At 50.7% G+C, this 21,061-nt stretch carries 18 protein-coding genes; 9 read left to right on the forward strand and 9 right to left on the reverse strand.

Translation table 11 applies throughout. From position 1 onward, the window contains the following. The first annotated feature begins 8 nt into the window (after positions 1-8). The 5 genes from ACOZIO_RS10270 to ACOZIO_RS10290 all read left to right on the forward strand — a co-directional run bounded on the left by ACOZIO_RS10270 (position 9) and on the right by ACOZIO_RS10290 (position 6,385). On the forward strand, positions 9-998 hold the full coding sequence (locus ACOZIO_RS10270) for a glycosyltransferase family 2 protein (RefSeq protein ID WP_129991376.1): 990 nt from the start codon (positions 9-11) through the stop codon (positions 996-998). Between the two features lie 121 nt (positions 999-1,119). Then, positions 1,120-2,541, forward strand: coding sequence for a mannose-1-phosphate guanylyltransferase/mannose-6-phosphate isomerase (locus ACOZIO_RS10275; RefSeq protein ID WP_129953080.1), 1,422 nt, complete (start codon positions 1,120-1,122; stop codon positions 2,539-2,541). A gap of 14 nt (positions 2,542-2,555) precedes the next feature. Continuing rightward, positions 2,556-3,935: a phosphomannomutase CpsG gene (gene cpsG, locus ACOZIO_RS10280; RefSeq protein WP_129991377.1), complete on the forward strand. Its 1,380-nt coding sequence runs from the start codon at positions 2,556-2,558 to the stop codon at positions 3,933-3,935. Between the two features lie 85 nt (positions 3,936-4,020). Next, on the forward strand, positions 4,021-5,175 hold the full coding sequence (locus ACOZIO_RS10285; RefSeq protein ID WP_129953078.1) for a glycosyltransferase family 4 protein: 1,155 nt from the start codon (positions 4,021-4,023) through the stop codon (positions 5,173-5,175). 139 nt (positions 5,176-5,314) lie between these two features. Continuing rightward, the gene (locus ACOZIO_RS10290; RefSeq protein WP_129953077.1) at positions 5,315-6,385 is read left to right on the forward strand and encodes a GDP-mannose 4,6-dehydratase; all 1,071 of its coding nucleotides are present in this window, start codon (positions 5,315-5,317) and stop codon (positions 6,383-6,385) included. Positions 6,386-6,526: 141 nt separating this feature from the next. Here the strand turns inward: ACOZIO_RS10290 and ACOZIO_RS10295 are convergent, their stop codons facing one another. Then, positions 6,527-7,540: a substrate-binding domain-containing protein gene (locus tag ACOZIO_RS10295; protein WP_129953076.1), complete on the reverse strand. Its 1,014-nt coding sequence runs from the start codon at positions 7,538-7,540 to the stop codon at positions 6,527-6,529. After that, complete coding sequence (locus ACOZIO_RS10300) at positions 7,537-9,156, reverse strand: methyl-accepting chemotaxis protein (RefSeq protein WP_129991378.1); 1,620 nt, start codon at positions 9,154-9,156, stop codon at positions 7,537-7,539. Before ACOZIO_RS10300 ends, ACOZIO_RS10295 begins: the two co-directional genes overlap by 4 nt. A gap of 545 nt (positions 9,157-9,701) precedes the next feature. On the opposite strand from ACOZIO_RS10300, the gene ACOZIO_RS10305 reads away from it, so the two are divergent. After that, a complete protein-coding gene (locus ACOZIO_RS10305) occupies positions 9,702-11,006 on the forward strand; it encodes an Nramp family divalent metal transporter (RefSeq protein WP_129953074.1) in 1,305 nt (434 codons plus the stop codon). A gap of 12 nt (positions 11,007-11,018) precedes the next feature. Here ACOZIO_RS10305 and ACOZIO_RS10310 read toward each other — a convergent pair whose 3' ends face one another. The 6 genes from ACOZIO_RS10310 to ACOZIO_RS10335 form a co-directional block, all read right to left on the reverse strand. Further along, positions 11,019-11,981, reverse strand: a complete 963-nt coding sequence (locus tag ACOZIO_RS10310; protein ID WP_129991379.1) for a lysylphosphatidylglycerol synthase domain-containing protein — start codon at positions 11,979-11,981, stop codon at positions 11,019-11,021. Next, positions 11,981-13,228, reverse strand: a complete 1,248-nt coding sequence (gene clsB, locus ACOZIO_RS10315; protein WP_129991380.1) for a cardiolipin synthase ClsB — start codon at positions 13,226-13,228, stop codon at positions 11,981-11,983. Before clsB ends, ACOZIO_RS10310 begins: the two co-directional genes overlap by 1 nt. After that, positions 13,225-13,986 (reverse strand): endonuclease/exonuclease/phosphatase family protein, encoded by a 762-nt coding sequence (locus ACOZIO_RS10320; RefSeq protein WP_129953071.1) that lies wholly within the window; start codon positions 13,984-13,986, stop codon positions 13,225-13,227. Before ACOZIO_RS10320 ends, clsB begins: the two co-directional genes overlap by 4 nt. A 180-nt stretch (positions 13,987-14,166) precedes the next feature. Then, positions 14,167-14,595 carry a glutaredoxin-dependent arsenate reductase gene (arsC, locus tag ACOZIO_RS10325; RefSeq protein WP_129991381.1) on the reverse strand — a complete coding sequence of 143 codons (429 nt, stop codon included), beginning with the start codon at positions 14,593-14,595 and terminating at the stop codon, positions 14,167-14,169. Positions 14,596-14,657: 62 nt separating this feature from the next. After that, a complete protein-coding gene (locus ACOZIO_RS10330) occupies positions 14,658-15,947 on the reverse strand; it encodes an arsenic transporter (RefSeq protein ID WP_129991441.1) in 1,290 nt (429 codons plus the stop codon). A gap of 262 nt (positions 15,948-16,209) precedes the next feature. Beyond that, entirely contained in the window at positions 16,210-16,563 is a 354-nt protein-coding gene (locus ACOZIO_RS10335; protein WP_129991382.1) for a metalloregulator ArsR/SmtB family transcription factor, read from the reverse strand. Positions 16,564-16,826: 263 nt separating this feature from the next. Between ACOZIO_RS10335 and ACOZIO_RS10340 the strand changes: the two genes are divergently transcribed. From ACOZIO_RS10340 to ACOZIO_RS10350, 3 genes are read left to right on the forward strand one after another with little or no spacing between them, the layout of a single operon-like run. Further along, positions 16,827-17,282 (forward strand): MarR family transcriptional regulator, encoded by a 456-nt coding sequence (locus ACOZIO_RS10340; protein ID WP_421595241.1) that lies wholly within the window; start codon positions 16,827-16,829, stop codon positions 17,280-17,282. A 24-nt stretch (positions 17,283-17,306) separates the two neighbouring features. Next, positions 17,307-18,485, forward strand: a complete 1,179-nt coding sequence (locus ACOZIO_RS10345) for an efflux RND transporter periplasmic adaptor subunit (RefSeq protein WP_421595242.1) — start codon at positions 17,307-17,309, stop codon at positions 18,483-18,485. A 10-nt stretch (positions 18,486-18,495) separates the two neighbouring features. Next, positions 18,496-20,031 carry a DHA2 family efflux MFS transporter permease subunit gene (locus ACOZIO_RS10350; RefSeq protein ID WP_129953065.1) on the forward strand — a complete coding sequence of 512 codons (1,536 nt, stop codon included), beginning with the start codon at positions 18,496-18,498 and terminating at the stop codon, positions 20,029-20,031. A gap of 125 nt (positions 20,032-20,156) precedes the next feature. On the opposite strand, the gene ACOZIO_RS10355 is transcribed toward ACOZIO_RS10350, so the two are convergent. Next, the gene (locus ACOZIO_RS10355) at positions 20,157-20,627 is read right to left on the reverse strand and encodes a VOC family protein (RefSeq protein ID WP_240782828.1); all 471 of its coding nucleotides are present in this window, start codon (positions 20,625-20,627) and stop codon (positions 20,157-20,159) included. Positions 20,628-21,061: the final 434 nt, after the last annotated feature.

Here is a 21,061-nt window from a genome sequence, read left to right on the forward strand (position 1 = left end):
GAGATTTCATGACGACTTATCCAAGTTTAGTTAGCATCCTTATCCCTCTTTTTAATTCTGAAAAATACATCAGGAAGGCTTTGCAGTCTGTTGTTTCACAGAGTTACTCTAACATCGAAGTTATCATTGTTGATGATTGTTCAACAGACTCATCGCTAACTGTGGCAAAAGAGTTTTTTATTGAGCATAACACTATACCTCACGTAATAATTAAGAATGATAAAAATGAAGGGGTTTCTATCACCAGGAATAAATTAGTTGATAATGCTAATGGTGATTTCATTTGTTTTTTGGATTCGGATGATTATTTTGATCATGATGCAATAGACTATTTGATACGCATTGTGACAAGTAATAATACATCTATAGGTCAGTGTTTATATTATTCTGAAACTCCTGACGGGCACCCAGTCGGTACAACAAACAAGTTTTCCCCGAATGTGATTTTACAGGGGAAGGACGCCGTTTTTTCTATGTTAGAGAATGAAATTACAGGTTTTCTCTGGCATAAAATTTTCAGGCGGGAAGTTTTTCAGGATGTCAGTTTTGATTCTAAATTGCCAGTTTTTGAAGACTATCTTGTAATTATGACTATGTTTATCAAAGGGGCTAATATCTCTTTTGGCAACGAACCAAAATATCATTATATACAACATACATCCTCACTAACTAAGAAATCCTACCAAAAATCACTTGATAGATTGTTATATCTTGACATGACTAAAACCCTCGTTAAGCCCTTAATTTCAACAGAGGTGGATAAATTACGACTCATTAAACATGAGTACATGGTAATTTTAATGGTTTTTATTAATGCAGTTAAATTTGGCGCTCCGGCAAGCGATGTTGCCAAAATAAAAGAGTACATTAATATTCATTCTCTTATAAAGTTAAAAAAGCAACTGAACCTTAAGCGATTTTATGCAATATTCATGATTAAAATCTTCCCCTATTTATTTTATTTCATGCTTAAAACTGCTTTTAAAATTAAATCGTAATTACTTCCGTGTGAATATGTATGCTTTTTAATTCTTATTACGTTATTACTTCTCTGTACACTGAGTGGTTTTATTCGGTGGTTTAATCTTATTTAACTCTTATATATTTGAGACGAAAACTATGATCCTTCCAGTAATCATGGCTGGCGGCACCGGTAGCCGTTTGTGGCCAATGTCTCGTGAGCTTTATCCAAAACAATTTCTTCGCCTGCATGGCGATAATTCCATGTTGCAGGAAACGGTCACCCGTTTAAAAGGGCTGGACGTTTCTGAGCCGCTGGTTATTTGTAATGAAGAGCATCGTTTTCTTGTGGCTGAACAATTGCGACAAATAAACCAGCTCTCCGACAATATTATTCTTGAACCGGTCGGACGTAATACCGCGCCTGCTATTACCCTGGCCGCCCTGAGTGCCATCGATAATGGTTCTGACCCGCTGTTGCTCGTGCTTGCAGCCGACCATGTTATCGAGTCACCGGATGCCTTCCATCGGGCCGTGCAGAATGCGATACCCTTCGCCGGCCAGGGGAAACTGGTCACGTTTGGCATCGTGCCAACAGGCCCGGAAACCGGCTACGGTTACATACAGCGCGGGACAGAATTCAGCAGCGATGCCGAGCCTGCTTTTGGGGTGCAGCGTTTTGTTGAAAAACCGAATCTGGCCACCGCAGTGCAATATCTGGAAAGTGGCGAATATTACTGGAACAGCGGAATGTTCTTGTTCCGCGCCAAACGTTTCCTTGAAGAGATGGCAAAATTCAGGCCGGATATACTCGAAGCTTGTCAGAAAGCGATTGAAACCTCGCATGCCGATGAACAACAGGATTTTATTCGCGTAGATAAAGCGTCTTTTATTTCCTGCCCGGACGAATCTGTTGACTATGCCGTGATGGAAAAAACCACCGATGCGGTTGTGGTTCCGTTAGATGCAGGATGGAATGATGTGGGTTCCTGGTCGGCTCTTTGGGAAGTGAATGATAAAAACGCCGAAGGGAATGCCGTCAATGGCGATGTGTTTACCCATAATGCGAAGAATTGTTATATCAACACCGATGAGAAATTAGTGGCTGCAATCGGTGTGGATAATCTGGTTATTGTCAATACCAAAGATGCCGTTCTGGTTATTGATAAAAACCAGGTGCAGGACGTTAAAAAAGTCGTCGAATATCTGAAGAGTAATAAAAGGCGGGAATACCGTTTGCACCGCGAATCTTATCGCCCGTGGGGCCGTAACGATAATGTCGTAACTGCTCCCCGCTATCAGGTGAACCGGATAACCGTGAAACCGGGCGGTCAGTTCTCATTACAAATGCATCATCACCGCGCTGAGCACTGGGTTATTTTGTCCGGCACCGCCAGAGTCATTCTCGAAGATAAAAATTATTTGCTCACTGAAAATGAATCCACGTTTATCCCTATTGGTGCTCAGCATATGTTAGAGAACCCCGGGAAAATTCCGTTGGAACTTCTGGAAATCCAGTCGGGTTCCTATCTGGAAGATGACGATATTATCCGTATAAAAGATCACTATGGTCGCTGTTAATTTGGGGATGAAATATGTCAGATACATTAACTTGCTTTAAAGCTTACGATATCCGCGGTGAATTAGGCGTCGAATTAAATGAAGATATTGCTTACCGTATAGGGCGTGCTTACGGGGAATATTTAAAACCCAAGAAAATGGTATTGGGGGGCGATGTCCGCTTAACCAGCGAGGCACTAAAACTTGCGCTGGCGAAAGGTTTGCAGGATGCGGGAACGGACGTTGTGGATATCGGAGTAACCGGTACAGAAGAAATCTATTTTGCAACGTCTTATCTGTGCCTTGACGGTGGCATCGAAGTCACGGCCAGCCATAATCCGATGAACTACAATGGCATGAAACTGGTCCGTGAGGATTCCCGTCCGATCAGCGGTGATACTGGCTTACGCGATATTCAGGCGCTGGCGGAGGCTAATAACTTTGCACCGGTCGATCAGGCTTCGCGTGGCAGCTATGAGAAAGCCTCGGTGCTGGATGAATATGTTGATAAGCTGCTCAGCTTTATCAATTTTGAGAATTTTACCCGTCCTTTAAAGCTGGTGTTTAACTCCGGCAACGGTGCGGCCGGCCATGTTGTCGATGCTATCGAACAGCGGTTTATTGCAGCGGGTGTACCGGTTGAATTTATCAAGGTTCATCACGAGGCAGACGGCACATTCCCCAACGGTATTCCTAACCCGCTATTACCGGAGTGCCGTCAGGACACGACGGATGCCATCATTAAGCATAATGCAGATATGGGAATTGCTTTCGACGGCGATTTCGACAGGTGTTTTCTCTTCGACGATGCCGGTAATTTTATCGAAGGTTATTATATCGTTGGTCTGCTTGCCGATGCCTTCCTGGAAAAATATCCCAACTCACGAATTATCCATGACCCGCGCCTGAGCTGGAATACCATTGATATTGTTACCGGTGCAGGCGGCGTACCGGTTATGTCAAAAACCGGGCATGCCTTTATTAAAGAACGTATGCGCCAGGAAGATGCGGTCTATGGCGGTGAGATGAGCGCCCATCATTACTTCCGCGATTTTTATTATTGCGATAGTGGGATGATCCCCTGGTTGCTGGTCGCTGAATTATTGCATCTGAAAGGCAAATCTCTTCGTCAGCTGATTAATGACCGGATCACTGCCTATCCCGCTTCAGGCGAAATTAACAGTTACCTGCAGCAGCCGAAAGAATCCATTGCCCGTGTCCTGGCAATGTATGAAGGCGAGGCGGTAAATGTCGATCACACTGACGGGATCAGCCTGGAGTTTGATGAATGGCGTTTCAATCTCCGCAGCTCTAATACAGAACCGGTTGTACGGTTGAATGTCGAATCCCGCGCAAATACCAAATTAATGCAGGAACAGACCAGAAGAATTCTTTCTATCCTTCGCAGTATGTAATTATTAAAAATATCTTATTTAAGTGAGTGATCATGACTCGCTGTGGGTTTGTATTGCTCACTTTTCATTTTATAAGGTTTAAATTATGTCACATGATGTGAGTGTAGGGATTGTTGCTGACTGGTTAGTGACATTTGCAGGGTCCGAAAAAGTTATCGCAGAATTTATTAAATTATATCCGGATGCTGATGTTTATTCTGTTGTTGATTTTCTGTCTGATGAATCGCGCAAGAAATTCTATGGGAAAGAAGCCACGACCTCTTTTATACAGCGCCTGCCTTTTGCGAAGAAGAAATATCAGCAGTATTTGCCTTTAATGCCGCTGGCCATCGAGCAACTTGATGTCACGGGGCATGATATTGTGCTTTCCAGCAGCCATGCCGTTGCCAAAGGTGTGCTGACCGGCCCTGATCAATTGCACATCAGTTATGTGCATTCTCCCATCCGCTATGCCTGGGATTTCCAGCACCAGTATTTGCGTGAGTCAGGGCTGAATAAAGGCCTGAAAGGCAAACTGGCCCGCTGGTTTCTGCATAAAATCAGGATGTGGGATTACCGGACAGCCAATGGCGTGGATCACTTTATCGCCAATTCCCAGTTTATTGCCCGGCGAATTAAGAAGGTCTATGGCCGTGATGCGGACGTGATTTATCCGCCTGTCGATGTTGACCGTTTTACTTTGCAGGAAAATAAAGAAGATTTCTATTTTACCGCCTCACGGATGGTGCCTTATAAGCGTATCGATCTGATTGTTGAAGCATTCAGTCAGATGCCGGATAAGAAGCTGGTGGTCATCGGTGACGGTTCTGAAATGGCTAAAATAAAGTCCAGGGCTGGCAGCAATATCGAAATACTGGGTTATCAGCCTGACGATGTCATGCAGGATTACATGCGGCGTACCCGGGCGTTTGTTTTTGCTGCTGAAGAGGACTTTGGAATTACCCCGGTCGAAGCACAAGCCAGCGGGACGCCGGTGATTGCTTTTGGCAAAGGCGGTGTGCTGGAAACCATCAGACCTTATGGGGAACGTAATGCCACCGGGATGTTCTTCTCAGAACAAACGGCGGAATCCTTGATTAAAGCTGTGCGTCATTTTGATACCATTAAAGACACCATCCTGCCACAAGACTGTCGTGAAAATGCTTTAAAATTCTCTGCACAAAGATTTCATGATGAGCTGGATGAGTATATCAAAACAAAATGGCATGACTTCAACGAACGGAAACGCATCATTTATTAATATTGTGATCTTTTTTAATCTTATTTATTTTTCTGTCGTTGACTGTTTATTCTGCGATTCATCTTACTCAACATAACCTTGCAATTATAATCGTGCATCTGTCCCGATGCGTTTTTAAATTGTAATCTAAGGGTTTACTATGTCTAAGGTCGCTCTTATTACCGATATCGCCGGGCAGGACGGGTCTTATCTGACTGAGCTTTTGCTTAAAAAAGGCTATACAGTCCACGGGATTATTCAGCACGGCCGGGTACCCGATACTGAATCTGTCTGTGATGATTTACAGGCAAACAATCCTGATTTTTATATTCATCATTATGGCTGGGGTGAAATCTTCGATCTGGGGAAATTGCTGGCGTTAATTCGCCCGGATGAAATTTATAATCTGGATATCACCAGTGAGACTGCTACGCATTCTACGCTTCCCGTGGCCAGGATCAGTGCGCTCAGAATGCTCGAGGCGATTCGTTCTCAGGGGCTGGAGCACACAACGCGTTATTATCATGCCTCATCTTCTGCGTTGTGCGGGCTGGTTAACGGGATGACCATCAATGAAATGGTGACGTTTAATCTTCCGCCTTCGGATACCGTCGCCAGGGTCAGTGATTTCTGGACAGCCGTGAATTATCGCGAAACGTTTGGTATGTATGCCTGTAATGGCATTTTGTTTAATCACGAGTCGCCGCGACGCAGCGAAAGTTTTGTGACGCGTAAAATCACGCGCGGGCTGGCCAACATTACTCAGGGGCTGGAGAAATGCCTTTATCTGGGCAATCTGAATGCATTACGTGACTGGGGGCATGCCAGAGATTACGTCAAAATGCAGTGGCTGATGTTGCAGCAGGACAAACCGGAGGACTTCGTGATTGCGACGGGCGTGCAGTTTACGGTGCGTCAGTTCGTGACTTTTGCTGCCCTTGAACTGGGGATCAAGCTGCGGTTTGTCGGTAAAGGTATCGAGGAGAAAGGGGTGATTGCCGCGATTATCAGTCCGGTCGCTGCGGCGCTGAAAGTCGGGGATGTGATTGTCGCCGTCGATCCGCGTTATATCCGTCCGTCAGAGGTCAGCAAGGTTTCGGTTAATCCTTCCAAGGCGCGTCGCCAGTTAGGCTGGGCACCTGAAACGTCACTACAGGATCTGGTGATTGAGATGGTGCAGGCTGATCTGGCTTCTGCCAAAAAGAGGGCACGTCTGAAACTGTACGGATAACGCCGCCCGCTATTTATCACGAGCGATAAAAAGCCGGAGAATGTCAGCACATTCTCCGGCTTTTTTTTTGCTTTCCGGAAGGTAAAAACCGGTCATCAACGGGTTTCTTGAAATGGGCTGTTCGGCCCATTTTTATGCCCTTTATTTTGCACCAAAACAGGCATCAAGCCCTGCCTGAGTATCTTTGCTTGGCAGGCCCTGCATGGGTTTATCTGCGATAAGCGTGACGCCGGTATCGACATACCCGGACACTTTTTTGCCGTGTCTGGCATAGGCTACGGCAGCATCAACACCCATTGCGGCCATCGTTAAAGGATATTGTTGGGCTGTGGCAGCAATCTTTCCTTCCCGCACGTAATTTACGCCCGCACACCCGCCATCAACAGACAGAATAAGGGCATTCTTTTGTTTACCCGCCTCCTGCAATGCTTTGTAGGCTCCGGCTGCAGCCGGTTCGTTGACGGTGTAAACCAGGTTAATGTCCGGATGTGCTTTCAGGCAATTTGCCATGACCTCGTAGCCTTGTTTTTCTGCCCCTTCGCTATAGCCTGAACACACGATTTCGGGTGTGGCCGACAGCTCACTGGTTTCGGCACCTGCCGCAGGTAAACCTAATCCTTTCATAAACCCGTTGTGCCTTCTTGCTCCTACCAGATGTCCTGGCGATAAATCCAGCATGGCTATTTTGAAGGGTTGCCCCGGGAACGTCAGCGGCATAGCCGCCTGAGCATACTGACCAATCAGCTCGCCCGCTTTATAGTTATCGGTGGCGAAGAGGGCATCGACGGCACTGATCGGATCCGTGGGAGAATCGAGAGCGATGACCTGTACGCCTTTCGCCCGAACCTCATCCAGTGCGGGCACAATGGCTTTGGCATCGCTCGGCGTAATGAGCAACGTGGTCGCGCCGGCGGACACCATGGACTGAATCGCGATGATCTGGGAAGGATAATCGCTGTCTTCTTTACCGGCTGCGGTGAGCAGCCTGACCCCGTGTACAGTGGCGCCCAGCATGGCGCCTTCTTTCATTTTCAAAAAGAACGGGTTGGTGTCTGTTTTGGTAATCAGGCCAATCGTGATGTTCTGATTACTGCCGGCAAGGGTGGCCGATGTAAACAGGGTCGCCGCCACGGCAAAAACGCAGGAAATTTTCATCTCAATACCTTAGCGGCTGCCGTTGCACTGATATTCAGATTTCCTGCACGTGAAATATCAAACGCAGAAATCCCCTTCAGCAGGATATGGGCCTGTTGTTTTAAACTGTCCGCCGCCGCCGCACTTTGTTCGACTAAGGCGGCATTCTGCTGCGTCGCCTCGTCCATATTGACCACGGCTTTGTTAACCTGATCGATGCCCGTATGCTGTTCGCTTGAGGCAAGGGTGATTTCAGCCATCAGGCTGTTGACGCCTTTGACAGCATTTACCACTTCCATCATGGTGGTGCCCGCTTCATCGACCAGCTTAGAGCCGACGTTGATCCGCTCCACAGACTCACTGATCAGGTTTTTGATTTCTTTAGCGGCATTGGCGCTGCGTTGTGCCAGCGTGCGCACTTCTCCGGCAACGACCGCAAAGCCGCGTCCTTGCTCACCGGCACGGGCTGCTTCAACGGCGGCGTTAAGCGCCAGAATATTGGTCTGGAAAGCAATGCCTTCAATGACCGTGATGATTTGTGTCACTTTGCCTGAGCTTTCTGCAATTTCATGCATGGTACTGACGACGCGTTCAACCACGACGCCGCCGCGCTGCGCCACTTGTGAGGCATTGGTAGCCATTAGATTTCCCTGATGGGCATTGTCGGCATTGTGTTTCACTGTCGCGGTCAGTTCTTCCATGCTTGCCGATGTCTGTTCCAGTGAGGAAGCCTGAGCTTCGGTCCGGCGACTCAGATCCTCATTGCCCAGCGTAATTTCCGTTGAGGCGCTGACAATGCTTTCTGCGGAATTCGCCACCTGGTTGATTAACTGATGCAGTTTTACCTGCATTTCACCAAGCTCTGCCAGCACGCTGTTTTGCGGGGCATTTTTCGCGCCTTTCACTTCACTGAGATCACCCGCCGCAATACGCTGTACGACCTGACCTAAAACAACCGGTTCCTCACCCAGCGCGCGGAACAGGGAACGGATAATAATGCCGCCCAGAATGACCGCCAGACTCAGCGCGACCAGGCTGATAATGATGAAAATGAGGCGGGTTTGTTGATACGCATCCTGTGCGGTATTCAGGCTCTCTTTTGCGCGTGCGTTACTGTATTTCAGATAATCATTGGTTGTATTAAGCAGCAGCGTCAGCTGAGGCCGTAGCTCCCGGTTCATGCGGTCAATCGCTTCGGCCTTCTTCTCGTCAAGGGCGAGATCAACAATGTGTTTCGCCACCGGACGGTAGCCTTCTTCCGCATTGAAAATCGCGGTCACGAATTGCCGATCCTTATCCGTGACGTCAGAGTGTTCTTTGATTGCCGCCTGAAGCTGGGTCAGTGCGGCAGTGGTTTTCTCTTCTGCGGCAGCCACTTGTCTTTTACCTGCTTCGATATCAGCAGGCTCACTGACCAGCACCAGCCCGTAAATATTCAGTGAACTGTCTTTTACGCCGCTGAGAATTAAATTCACTGAAGCCTCACGGGCGGAAACCTGCTGCACGTGGGTTTTGAATCGGTTGTTGGCCTGGCTTAACGCATTCATCGAGAGCAGGACTACTGCAAGAACAATGACGACTAAAACGCCAAACCCCAACGTAAGCTGGGTGCGTACAGTAGTATGTTTAAAAGACATAGAGGTAACTCCCTGAAATTGCAATTAAAAAAGTGCGCAGGCACCTTAAGTTTATGACAACACTTCAATCAGTCTGATACGTAAAACGTTGTTATTGGCGTAGCCTGTCAGGGAGCACAGGAGAGAAATCTGTCGGAAAAAATGAAGCTGCTCACGTAAACCGAATGAGATTTATTGATTAAGTTAACGGCACATTGACGGGGAAACTTGATAGCAGGGGACATGCAGCCGGTTTGTTTGGCGGAAAAGTGTGATGTCTGTCGGGTTTTTCTGGCGGCGATTTTTTCATGCGCTGTTACGCATGTCTGTTGAGCCAAAGACGCTGGCGCAGAACAGGCCGTGTGGTCGTCGCGCCGGATGAATCATTCGAAAAAGCATTCCGGTTTTATAATCTCAGGCAATGATTGAAGTTTCATATTTTGAAACACTCTGCTCCTGATAACCCGTCAACTAAGCTTGTGCTATAGAATATAGCTGGTGCTATATTTGTTATCGCCGGATAAAAATCACACAAAAATAACAAGCAAGAACAGGGTGGGGGCAGTATGCGTGGAACAGGCCAAACTTCTTCTTTAACCGACAGAACCAACGCGGCGATTGTTAATGCCATGTCTGGCCGCAAACGCAGCCTGATGACACCGCTGCTGTTTGCCGGTCCTGCGGTGATCGCCTCGATTGCCTATATGGACCCGGGTAATTTTGCAACCAATATTCAGGCTGGCTCCCGCTATGGCTACATGCTGCTGTGGGTGGTGGTAATGGCCAATATGATTGCTATGCTGTTTCAGGCGCTCTCCGCCAGGCTTGGGATCGTTACCCATAAAAACCTGGCGGAAATGTGTCGTGACCAGTTCCCGAAACCCGTGGTCTGGGGCATGTGGGGGAGCAGTGAAATTGCCGCAATGGCGACCGATCTGGCCGAATTTCTCGGGGGTGCTCTGGGACTTTCATTACTGTTCCATATGCCGTTACTGGCCGGAATGGGCATCACGGCGCTGGTGACCTACGGTCTTTTGATGGTGGAAAAACGGGGTTTCCGCCCCGTTGAGCTGATGATCGGCGGGTTAGTGGCGGTGATTGCGCTGTGTTATCTGATCGAAATGTTTATCGCCCCGGTTGACTGGGCCGCAGCCGGTCTGGGCATGGTAACGCCGCAACTGCCTGATGCGCAGGCGCTGACCATTGCCGTAGGGATCATCGGAGCCACCGTGATGCCACATGCGATTTTCCTGCACTCAGGTCTGACTCAGCACCGTACCCAAGCCAGAAATCCGGGAGAGTGCCGTAAACTGCTGCGTTTTTCCAATATTGAAGTGGTGATCGCGCTGACTCTCGCGGGACTGGTGAACATCGCGATGGTGATTATGGCGGCGAGTGCCTTCCACTCAGGGCACAGTGAGGTGGCGGAAATCGAAACGGCTTATCACACCCTGACCCCGCTGTTAGGCATCGGGGCGGCAGGTTTCTTCCTGTTGTCATTGATCGCTTCCGGTATTTCCAGCTCAGTGGTCGGCACGATGGCAGGTCAGATGATCATGCAGGGCTTTGTCGGCTTTCGTATTCCTGTCTGGTTGCGCCGGCTGGTCACCATGATCCCCGCATTTATCGTGGTGGCGATGGGCGTTAATGCCACCGACGCGCTGGTATACAGCCAGGTGGTGCTCAGTCTGGCACTGCCTGCACCGATGATTGCATTGGTGATATTCACCGGCCGTCGCGACATCATGGGTGAATTTGTGAACAGCCGCCGGACTGCCGTGCTTTCCATCATCGGCACGGTGGTGATTGTGGCGCTCAATATCATCCTGCTACTGCAAACATTTGGCGTGAATATTCCCGGTCTGGAATAATAGCCGGGAGGCTCACTTCGCCATCGCCTTCTCGTTCTTCGCCCGCAATTTCTTCGCCCGGCTCTCCAGCAGCAAATAGCATACCAGCGCCAGCAGCAGCGGCAGGAAGTAGTAAAGCACGCGATAGGCCAGCAGGGCGGCGATAATCGTGCCCTGAGAAGTGTGTTCTCCGGCCAGCAGGGCAATGAACACCGCTTCCAGCACGCCGATCCCCGCCGGAATATGCACAATCACCCCGGCGATACTGCTGACTAACAGCACACCCAGGATAAAGAAATAGTTCATATCCTGGCCGATCAGCAGCCAGATAATGGCGCCCATTGCCATCCAGTTAGCGCTGGAAATCACCATCTGCGCCAGGGCGAATTTAAACGACGGTAGCACCAGCTTTTGCCCTTTCACTGTCATATGGCGGTGTTTAGCAAAGGCGCAGAACCAGAGATATGCAGCCACCATCGCCAGCAATATAAGACCGACAATGCGCAGTGTGCCTTCGTCGATGTACCAGTGCGCAGGCAACTCCACGACGCCGAAAGTGAAGATAATGCCACCGAGCAAAATATAGCCAAGCCAGTTGGTGGTAATGCTCAGTGAGAAGATACGCGTGATCGTGCTGCCCGGCAGCCCCAGGCGGGAGTAAAGCCGGTAACGCATACCGATGCCGCCCACCCAGGTGCTGAGCGTGAGGTTAAAGGCGTAGCAGACAAAAGACACCAGCATCACCTGGCGCGCCGCGAGTTTGTGCCCGCAATAAGCACGTGCCAGCAGATCATAACAGCCGTAAAGCAGATAGCTGATAATCACCAGCCCCGCTGAAATCAGCAGTGGCGTACGGTTATAATTACGAATGACCTTCCACACGTCTTCCCAGTTAACCGTGCGGGCGTAAACCACCAACAGCACGGCCACGGCGATAAAGAAAATCCAGGTGAGGATCTTTTTCGCCAGGCGCCACCTTGGACGGGATACAGACATTATGATTTCACCTCCGAATTCTCTGACGTCACCCGATCCTGTGTTTCAATTTCGGGCTGAACGGGTGGCTTTACCTGTGCAAGCCTTGGCGTGTGTGCGGGTAGCCAGCCGACCATCGCCGGAAATTTACGCAAGAAGTGGAACACCACCACGCTTTTTGCCAGATTCCACCAGGTGCGCTTCGGGGCCATGGTTTCATCCACACACTGGCAGTCCCGGGCGATAATGTTGTTGAGATTGTCGCGCAGCGTCTGGTTAAACGTCCGGTCGTGGATAATCAGATTGGCTTCAAGATTGAGCGATAAACTCAGCGGATCGAGGTTGCTGGAACCGATTGTCGCCCAGTGGTCATCCATCAGCGCGACTTTGCCGTGCAGCGGGCGACGGCGATATTCATACACCTGCACCCCCCCTTGTAGCAGATAGTTGTACAGCAGCTCGGCACCGACTTTGACAATCGGCATATCCGGCTCGCCCTGCACGATGAGTTTTACCCGCACGCCTCGGCGGGCGGCATTGCGCATGGCGTGCAGCAGACGGTAGCCGGGGAAGAAATAAGCGTTGGCGATAATCACTTCGCGTTTCGCGTTAGCGAGCATTTTCAGATAGTGACGCTCAATATCATCCCGGTGATCCTCGTTATCGCGCCAGACAAACAGCGCCTGAGCCTCGCCGGGCCAGCGATTTTCGGCCGCATGATAACGGCGGCGTTGCTGCCACCACCGGCGGGTTTGTGCATGATCGGGCAGGTTTTCCAGCTCAAACTGCAAAATGTCATCCACCACCGGGCCTTCTACCCGCACAGCGTAATCCTGCTTGGCTTCGGGACCGTAATCGGACATATGCTCGGCCGAGTAATTAATCCCGCCGACAAACGCCACCGTGTTGTCGATGACCACAATTTTACGGTGCATACGGCGGAATAAATTGGTTCGCATACCGAACAGCGGCGGACGCGGGTCGTAATAGCGGAACACCACACCTGCTGAAGTCAGTTCCCCGACGAAATCATCGCTCAAATCAGGCGAGCCATAACCATCAAGCAGCACTTCAACGTCGGCACCGCGCCGGGCGGCGCGCAGGATCACCGCATGTAACTGGCGTCCCACTTTATCTTCGAACCAGATAAAGGTCTCCAGAATCACTTTACGCTGAGCCTTATCGATAGCCTCAAATACCGCCGGATAGTATTCGTCGCCATTTTCCAGCAGCTGGATACGGTTGCCTTCCCGCCATGCAGTTTTCATAGATGGACCTCCGCACTTAACGGGGCATGATCGGACAGATGACGCCAGTTCCGCAGCGGCAGCACGGCAGGCGCGCTGGCATAGGCATTTTTTACATAAATTCTGTCAAGACGCAGTAGCGGCATACTGACCGGGAAAGTGCGCGCCGGGCGACCCCTGGCGCGGGTGAAAATCTCCTCAAGGCCGGCCTGCATTTTAAGCGGATGACTGGCCTTTTGCCGCCAGTCGTTGAAATCACCCGCCACCAGCACCGGTTCTCCCTGCGGGAAAGCATTAACCCAGTCGGCCAGCATGTTGAGCTGCGCCTGGCGGTGTGCTTCCCGCAGACCCAGATGTACACAAATTACATGAACAGGACACTCAAGCTGCGGAGGTACGATGCGGCAATACAACAGGCCCCGGTTCTCGCTACCCGCGACTGACACGTCGCGATTTTCATAATGTTCAATGGGATAGCGGGAGAGGACCGCATTGCCGTGATGACCTTCCGGGTAGACCGCGTTGCGCCCGTAGGCGAAGTCGTTCCACATGGTGTCAGCCAGAAATTCGTAATGGCTGGTGTCCGGCCAGTTCTCGACATGCAGCGAATGGGCTTCATGTGCGCCCATCACTTCCTGCAGACAGACGATATCGGCGCTGACGGTACGTACCGCGTCGCGCAGTTCGGGTAAAATGAAGCGTTTATTAAACGCGTTGAAGCCCTTGTGTGTATTAATCGTCAGCACTTTCAACGAAAATCCCCGGGTTTGTTGGGTCATTATTTATCCTGCCAGCATCACTATCCTGATGAAATATTAAATAAAGTGTAGTTACTGTTACCAAAGGATGCAGGGTTACAGATTTTTCCGTAAACATGATGTGCCAGCATGTAATGCCTGCTGACCCCTTTCTGAGGTCAGCATCAGACAACCCGCGCGTGCTTTTCGGTTTACTTCAGTTTATTGAGAAACCCGTTTTCCCTGAGCATCCACGACGGCTTCGCCGTCTTCTTTAGTGAATGCACCTTGCTGTGCGTCCGGCAGGATATCCAGAACGACCTCAGACGGGCGGCACAGTCTGGTGCCCAGTGGTGTCACGACAATCGGGCGGTTGATAAGGATTGGATATTGCAGCATGTAGTCGAGTAACTGTTCATCCCTGAACGTATCTTCAGCCAGGCCCAGTTGCGCATAAGGTTCAACGTTTTTTCTCAGTAATGATCTCACTGAAATACCCATGTCACTGATAAGTTTTATCAGTTCGCTGCGGCCTGGCGGCGTTTCAAGATAGAGAATAACGGCAGGTTCAACGCCGCTGTTACGGATGAGTTCAAGCGTGTTGCGTGAGGTGCCACAGGCAGGATTATGGTAGATAGTCACAGACGTCATAACGGTGCTCTCTTGTCAGTAAGACCTGCCGTGATGTCACAGCAGGCGGGTAGCGGGGGGAATTAATGGGGGAACGACAGACGGAGGGCAAGGGCCGCCAGCGTCACAAACAGCACCGGAAGGGTCATGATAATCCCGACCCTGAAGTAATATCCCCAGGTGATCCTGATGTCTTTCCGGGACAGTACGTGAAGCCATAACAGGGTCGCCAGGCTACCGATTGGGGTGATTTTAGGTCCCAAATCACTGCCGATAACGTTGGCATAAATCATGGCCTCTTTGATCACGCCTGCCGCGCTGCTGCCGTCAATAGACAGCGCACCGATCAGTACCGTCGGCATGTTGTTCATGACGGAGGAAAGGAACGCGGTCAGGAATCCCGTGCCTAGTGTGGATACCCACAGGCCCTGCTCAGCCAGATGACCGAGGATCAGGGACAGGTAATGGGTCAGGCCGGCGTTGCGCAGGCCGTACACCACCAGGTACATGCCCAGTGAGAAAATAACGATTTGCCAGGGTGCTTCGCGCAGCACCTTGCCGGTGTTGATTGCATGACCACGCTTTGCCACGATAAACAGAATAAGCGCGCCCGCCGCCGCAACGGCACTTACGGGAATTCCCAACGGCTCCAGTCCGAAGAACCCGACCAGCAACAGTATTAATACCCACCAGCCAGTTTTAAAGGTCAGGCGATCTTTAATGGCTTCGTGCGGTACCGGTAACTTAGAGACATCATAGGCCGCCGGAATGTCTTTGCGAAAGAACAGGTGCAACATGACCAGCGTTGCCACGATAGACGCCATGTCGACAGGTACCATGACGGAGGCATAGTCGTTAAAGCCAATTTTGAAAAAGTCTGCGGAGACAATATTCACGAGGTTCGACACGATAAGCGGCAGGCTGGCGCTGTCGGCGATGAATCCCGCCGCCATCACAAAGGCCAGCGTCGCGCCCCGGCTGAAGCCTAAAGCCAGCAGCATGGCAATCACGACAGGTGTGAGAATAAGCGCGGCTCCGTCGTTGGCAAACAATGCCGCGACGCAAGCGCCAAGCAGGACAATATAAGTAAACAGTAAGCGTCCCCGGCCTTTACCCCACCGTGCTACGTGCAGCGCCGCCCACTCAAAAAAGCCTGACTCATCCAGCAGCAGACTGATAATGATGACCGCGATAAAGGTGGCCGTCGCATTCCATACAATGTTCCAGACGACAGGGATGTCGCCCATACTGACGACACCGCCAATAAGGGCCAGCGCGGCGCCGGTAATGGCACTCCAGCCGATACTCAGGCCTTTAGGCTGCCAGATAACTAACACGATAGTCAGAACAAAGATTGCCCCTGCTAACCACATATTTTTTCTCCGGCGCGGACGGGAGATACCCGTCCGCGCTATCATTTATGTTTTCCTGTGAGAACATTCAGCCGGTCAGTACCTACCGGCTCATCTCCCTGCAACAGGGCTTTGCCTTGTACACCCGGATCTTTCCCCTGAGTCACTCACATCTTTTCGCGATAGTGTTCGGTTTCTGCCCGCGGGGGCAGCGCCGGGGCGCTTTTCATCGGATAGCGCGGTTATTTATATTTGTATTTTCGCATGTATTTCCGGTCCGGCATCACAGGCAGACGGACTTGCCGCCTGTTGTGTTTTGGTTACGGGTGATGTTTTTAACCTGTGCAGTAATCTTGTCCCGGTCACTCAGAAATGCTTGTTCGATAACGGCTGCTGCCCATGCCGGCATGTGTGGTGACAAGCGGTAATGAATCCATTTCCCGTCACGGCGATCTAAAATGAGCCCTGTTTCTCTCAGCATAGCCAGGTGTCTTGAGATTTTCGGCTGCGACTCGTTAAGCACTCCGATGATTTCGCAGACACACAGCTCTCCGGCTTCTCTGAGCAACATGACGATCGACAGACGCGTTTCATCGGACAGGTTTTTAAACAACACAAGCGAAGACAAACCGTTCATAAGAACTCCTTTATGTAATGCGTTTATGGTATGCCCTGCTTAAAAATTGTCAATAACACATGTGTTTTTTCGAATATGTACGCCTGGAGTTATGTCATCTAAAGCGATCGCTATGTGTAAGCGTCCGGATTTGAAGCAGTGACATCAAAACACACCCAAGTCTGACTTTCCCCCTGACAAAAAATGCGTTTAATTTGACACAACCTTGACAGATAGATGCCTGGACAGTAGTTTTGTTTGCAATTAATGACTAGGCAAATATTATGCACAATACTTCCGCTATTAGCGGCGATAAATTACCCCTTGGTTTGCTTATCCACCTCGCGAACCAGTTCAAAGACCAGATCATCAGCGAGTACTTTGCCGGTGCGAATATCACTGCGCAACAATTCAAGGTATTGATTACTATATATAAAGGTTTCTCCAGCCCTGTTGAAATCAGCAAAAATTTGGTAATGGACGCCGGTGGCATGAGTCGCATGGTTGAACGCATGGTAAAGCGGGAACTGATTGCACGCACCCCGAACCCGCAGGATAAACGCCAGGTGATCCTGACGTTGACTGACGAAGGTCAGGCCCTGTGCGAACGTTTTGAGAAAGATGCGCAGATCTCAATCATGGGCAATCTCACCGCACGCCTTACTACTGAGGAATCCCGCTTACTGGTAGAGCTCATTACAAAAATGCTCCCGGACGACATCACCGCACCTCATCGCTAACGTTTTCAAAAAGGTCATCACAAGATGGAAACCACACCTGCCCAAGATGTTGAGCGCGGTAGCAAGCGCAAACGTAATTTTATAATTTTGTTTTTTATTCTGGTGATTGCCGCCGGGGGAATACTGGCGTGGTATCTGCTTTACGCCCGCTTCTATGAATCTACCGATGATGCTTACGTAAATGGCAACCAGGTCACGCTTACGCCCCAGATAGGCGGTACGGTGACACAAGTGACGGTGGATGAAGGCGACTTTGTACAGAAAGGCCAGCCGCTGGTGCTGCTCGACCCGAGCGACACCGAAATCGCTCTCCAACAGGCGGAAGCCAACCTTGCGAACACCGTTCGTCAGGTTCGGGGTTTGTACAGCACGGCGGATAACTACCGTGCCCAGGTTGCGGCCAAAAAAGTCGCCTTGCAAACGGCACAAAATGACTATGCCCGCCGCCAGAAGATCTTCTCTTCCGGCGCTATTTCTTCGGAAGATCTTTCTCACTACCGTGATGCGGTCACCAGCGCACAAAGCGATTTAGCCGCCGCGCAGGAAGCGTTACGCACCAATACTGCAATGGTCGACGACACCGTTATCGACAGTCATCCGGAAATCAAAAGTGCGGTTGCCACACTGCGCCAGCGCTTCCTGGACAACGCCCGCACTACCATCGTTGCACCCGTAAGCGGTTACGTAGCCAAACGCGCTGTGCAGCTGGGTATGCGCGTGGATTCCGGCACCACGCTGTTGGCTATCGTGCCGCTGAGTGAAGTGTGGGTGGATGCAAACTTCAAAGAAAGTCAGATGTACTCCATGCGCCTGGGCCAGAAAGTCACGCTCAACGCGGATCTTTACGGTGACAAGGTTGAATACCACGGCACTATCGAAAGCCTGGGCATCGGGACCGGCAGTGCGTTCTCTCTGCTACCCGCCCAGAATGCCAGCGGTAACTGGATCAAGATTGTTCAGCGCCTGCCGGTGCGTATCACGCTCGATCCGCGCGATATGCAGAAGCACCCGCTGCGCGTTGGCCTGTCGATGAACGTCCGCGTGGATATCCGCGACGACGACGGCCGCTTGCTGCCGCAGCAAACCGTTAGCACCCCACGTTTCAGCACGGATGTGTATCAAAACCCGCTGGCAGAAGCGGACAAACTGGTGGCTAAAATCCTTCATGACAACAGCAAAACGGTTGCCACAGGCAGCCGTTAAGGGAGACGTAATGCAAGATAAGGCCGCATTTACGCCGCCCACTATGTGGCTGGCGGTGCTCGCATTGTCGCTGGCGACATTTATGCAGGTTCTGGACTCCACCATTGCAAACGTTGCGCTGCCGACTATCGCCGGAAACCTTGGCGTCAGTGCGGACCAGGGGACGTGGGTTATCACCTCCTTTGCGGTATGTAACGCCATTGCCCTGCCGCTGACCGGCTGGTTTACCCGCCGGTTCGGGCAACTGAAGTTGTTTGTTGGTTCGGTGGTGATGTTTACGCTCAGCTCGTTCCTGTGCGGCTTAGCGCACAGCATGACCGAACTGATCATCTTTCGCGCCCTGCAGGGGTTTTTCGCAGGCCCGATGTTCCCGATGTGTCAGACGTTGCTGCTGGTGATCTTCCCCCCCAGCAAGCGAAGCATGGCGCTGGCGCTGCTGTCGATGGTGACGGTTGTCGCACCCATCGTCGGGCCCATCACCGGAGGCTGGATCACCGATAACTATTCCTGGCCATGGATCTTCTACATCAATGTGCCAATCGGCATTTTTGCCACTCTCGTGGTCTGGACCCAGCTGCGTGCCCGTGAAGAAACGACGAGCCACGTGCCAATTGACTATATTGGCATTGCGCTGCTGGTGATGGGGGTTGGGTTGCTGCAGGTTGTATTAGATAAGGGCAACGATCTCGACTGGTTTGCTTCACTGCAAATTGTCATCATGACGGTCATTTCCGCGATTTCCCTGGTGTCGTTTGTCATCTGGGAACTGGGCGAGCGCCATCCGATTGTTAACCTGCGCTTGTTCAAAGAGCGCAACTTTGCCGTCGGCACGCTCTCGCTAACGCTGGGCTACGCCGCGTTCTTCGCCATCAACATTATTTTGCCGCAGTGGCTGCAAACTCAGATGGGCTACACGGCGATTTGGGCAGGGCTCGCCGCCGCACCCATGGGCGTACTGCCGTTATTGATGACGCCGTTTATTGGCCGCTATGCCAACAAAGTTGATCTGCGTATTCTGGCATCGCTGTCATTCCTGACGATGGGGGCATCCTGTCTCATCCGTGCACAGTTCAACACCGATGTGGATTTCCGCACCATTGCGCAAGTGCAGCTGTTTATGGGGATTGGCGTGGCGTTTTTCTTTATGCCTGTGACCACTATCGTCTTGTCGAATCTTAACGGTGCAGAAATCGCCGAAGGTTCCGGTCTGGCAACGTTCTTCCGCGTACTGGGCGGGTCGTTCGCCTCGTCGCTGACGACCTGGATTTGGTCCCGCAGAGAGATATTCCACCATGCCAATCTGACGGAGAGCGTCTCTGCGTACAACCCGGCGGCGGTGAATTATATTGAGAAGATGGGGGGGCTCACCCAGCAGAATATGGCGTCTGTCGATAAAACCATTGAGCAGCAGGCCTATATGATGTCGACCATTGATTACTTCTGGATATTAGGCTGGGGTTTTATGGCGCTGATTGTGGTTATCTGGTTCACACGGCCACCCTTCAGTCGTTCTGGTCCGTCAGGTGCTCCGGCGGCAGGGCATTAAATGAAAGGTAAAACGTAAAGTAGCTGCTTTGAAGCGTACAACACCCGGCTAAACGTAGCGGAGAAAACCCTGACGCTTATTCTCACTGAGCCTGGACAGCCGAGCAGAAAACCTGAAGAGTGTATCTATGCTTCGGGTGCGCAGACAAAACAAAGCTTATTGCCTTCCGGGTCCCGGCAATAAGCGGCAAAGAAATCTGTCGCATATTCTCTAAATCCTGGCGGGCCCTCATCGGTTCCTCCCATCGTAATGGCAAGTTCCCAAATCTCTTTCACATCAGCGTGTGAGGCCACTAAGAAACTCACCTGAACGCCATTTCCCCAGGTTGAAGGGAGGCCATTCACAGGGAGTTGTACATAGAACTGAGGCCATCTTTTATCCGGGTATTTCCAGCCCACACCTTGTGCGCTACCGCCATTTCCCTCAGGGATCTGAACGAGGCCTAATCTGGAAAGTATGGCTTCATAGAAACAAACCAGCTTGCTCAGATTTCTGGCTCCGACGTGTACATGACTAAACATGCGTGACTCTCCATGAAAAGTAACGATGACTTTTGAATTGCCATAAACAGTGTAGACCTTTTTAAATCGATGCATCACAGCACGCTTTTTCAGTCATACAGTCAGATATTTGCTCTTGGCTTCCCCTGGTCCGACATTTTCCAACGTAGCGGGCTGATTCGTGCCAGAAATGGACGTTAGATACATCACGATATTTTAATTGATGAGGGCAGATTCAACGGATATTTTAATGAATTCATGTGGCTAGCATGAGCCTATTCAATAATGGAGATGCAAATATGTATAAACACTTTTTTGTGTGTATTTTCGCGCTTGTCGTTTTTTCTGTGAGTGCTGCAGAGGGAGGGGCGGGAGGTAAGGGGGCGGATGGTGGAAACGGTGGGAATATGTCACAACCTGGTAAACCAGGTGCGGACGGCGGGAGGGGCTCTGACGGGGGCAGTTCAGATAATTCACCAGGCAGGGCAGGATGCCCGGGAGGAACGGATCCTGCTGAGAACGGCCTTTTT

The organism is Rahnella sp. PD4, from assembly GCF_049199325.1.
GTDB classification, from domain to species: Bacteria; Pseudomonadota; Gammaproteobacteria; order Enterobacterales; family Enterobacteriaceae; genus Rahnella; species Rahnella perminowiae.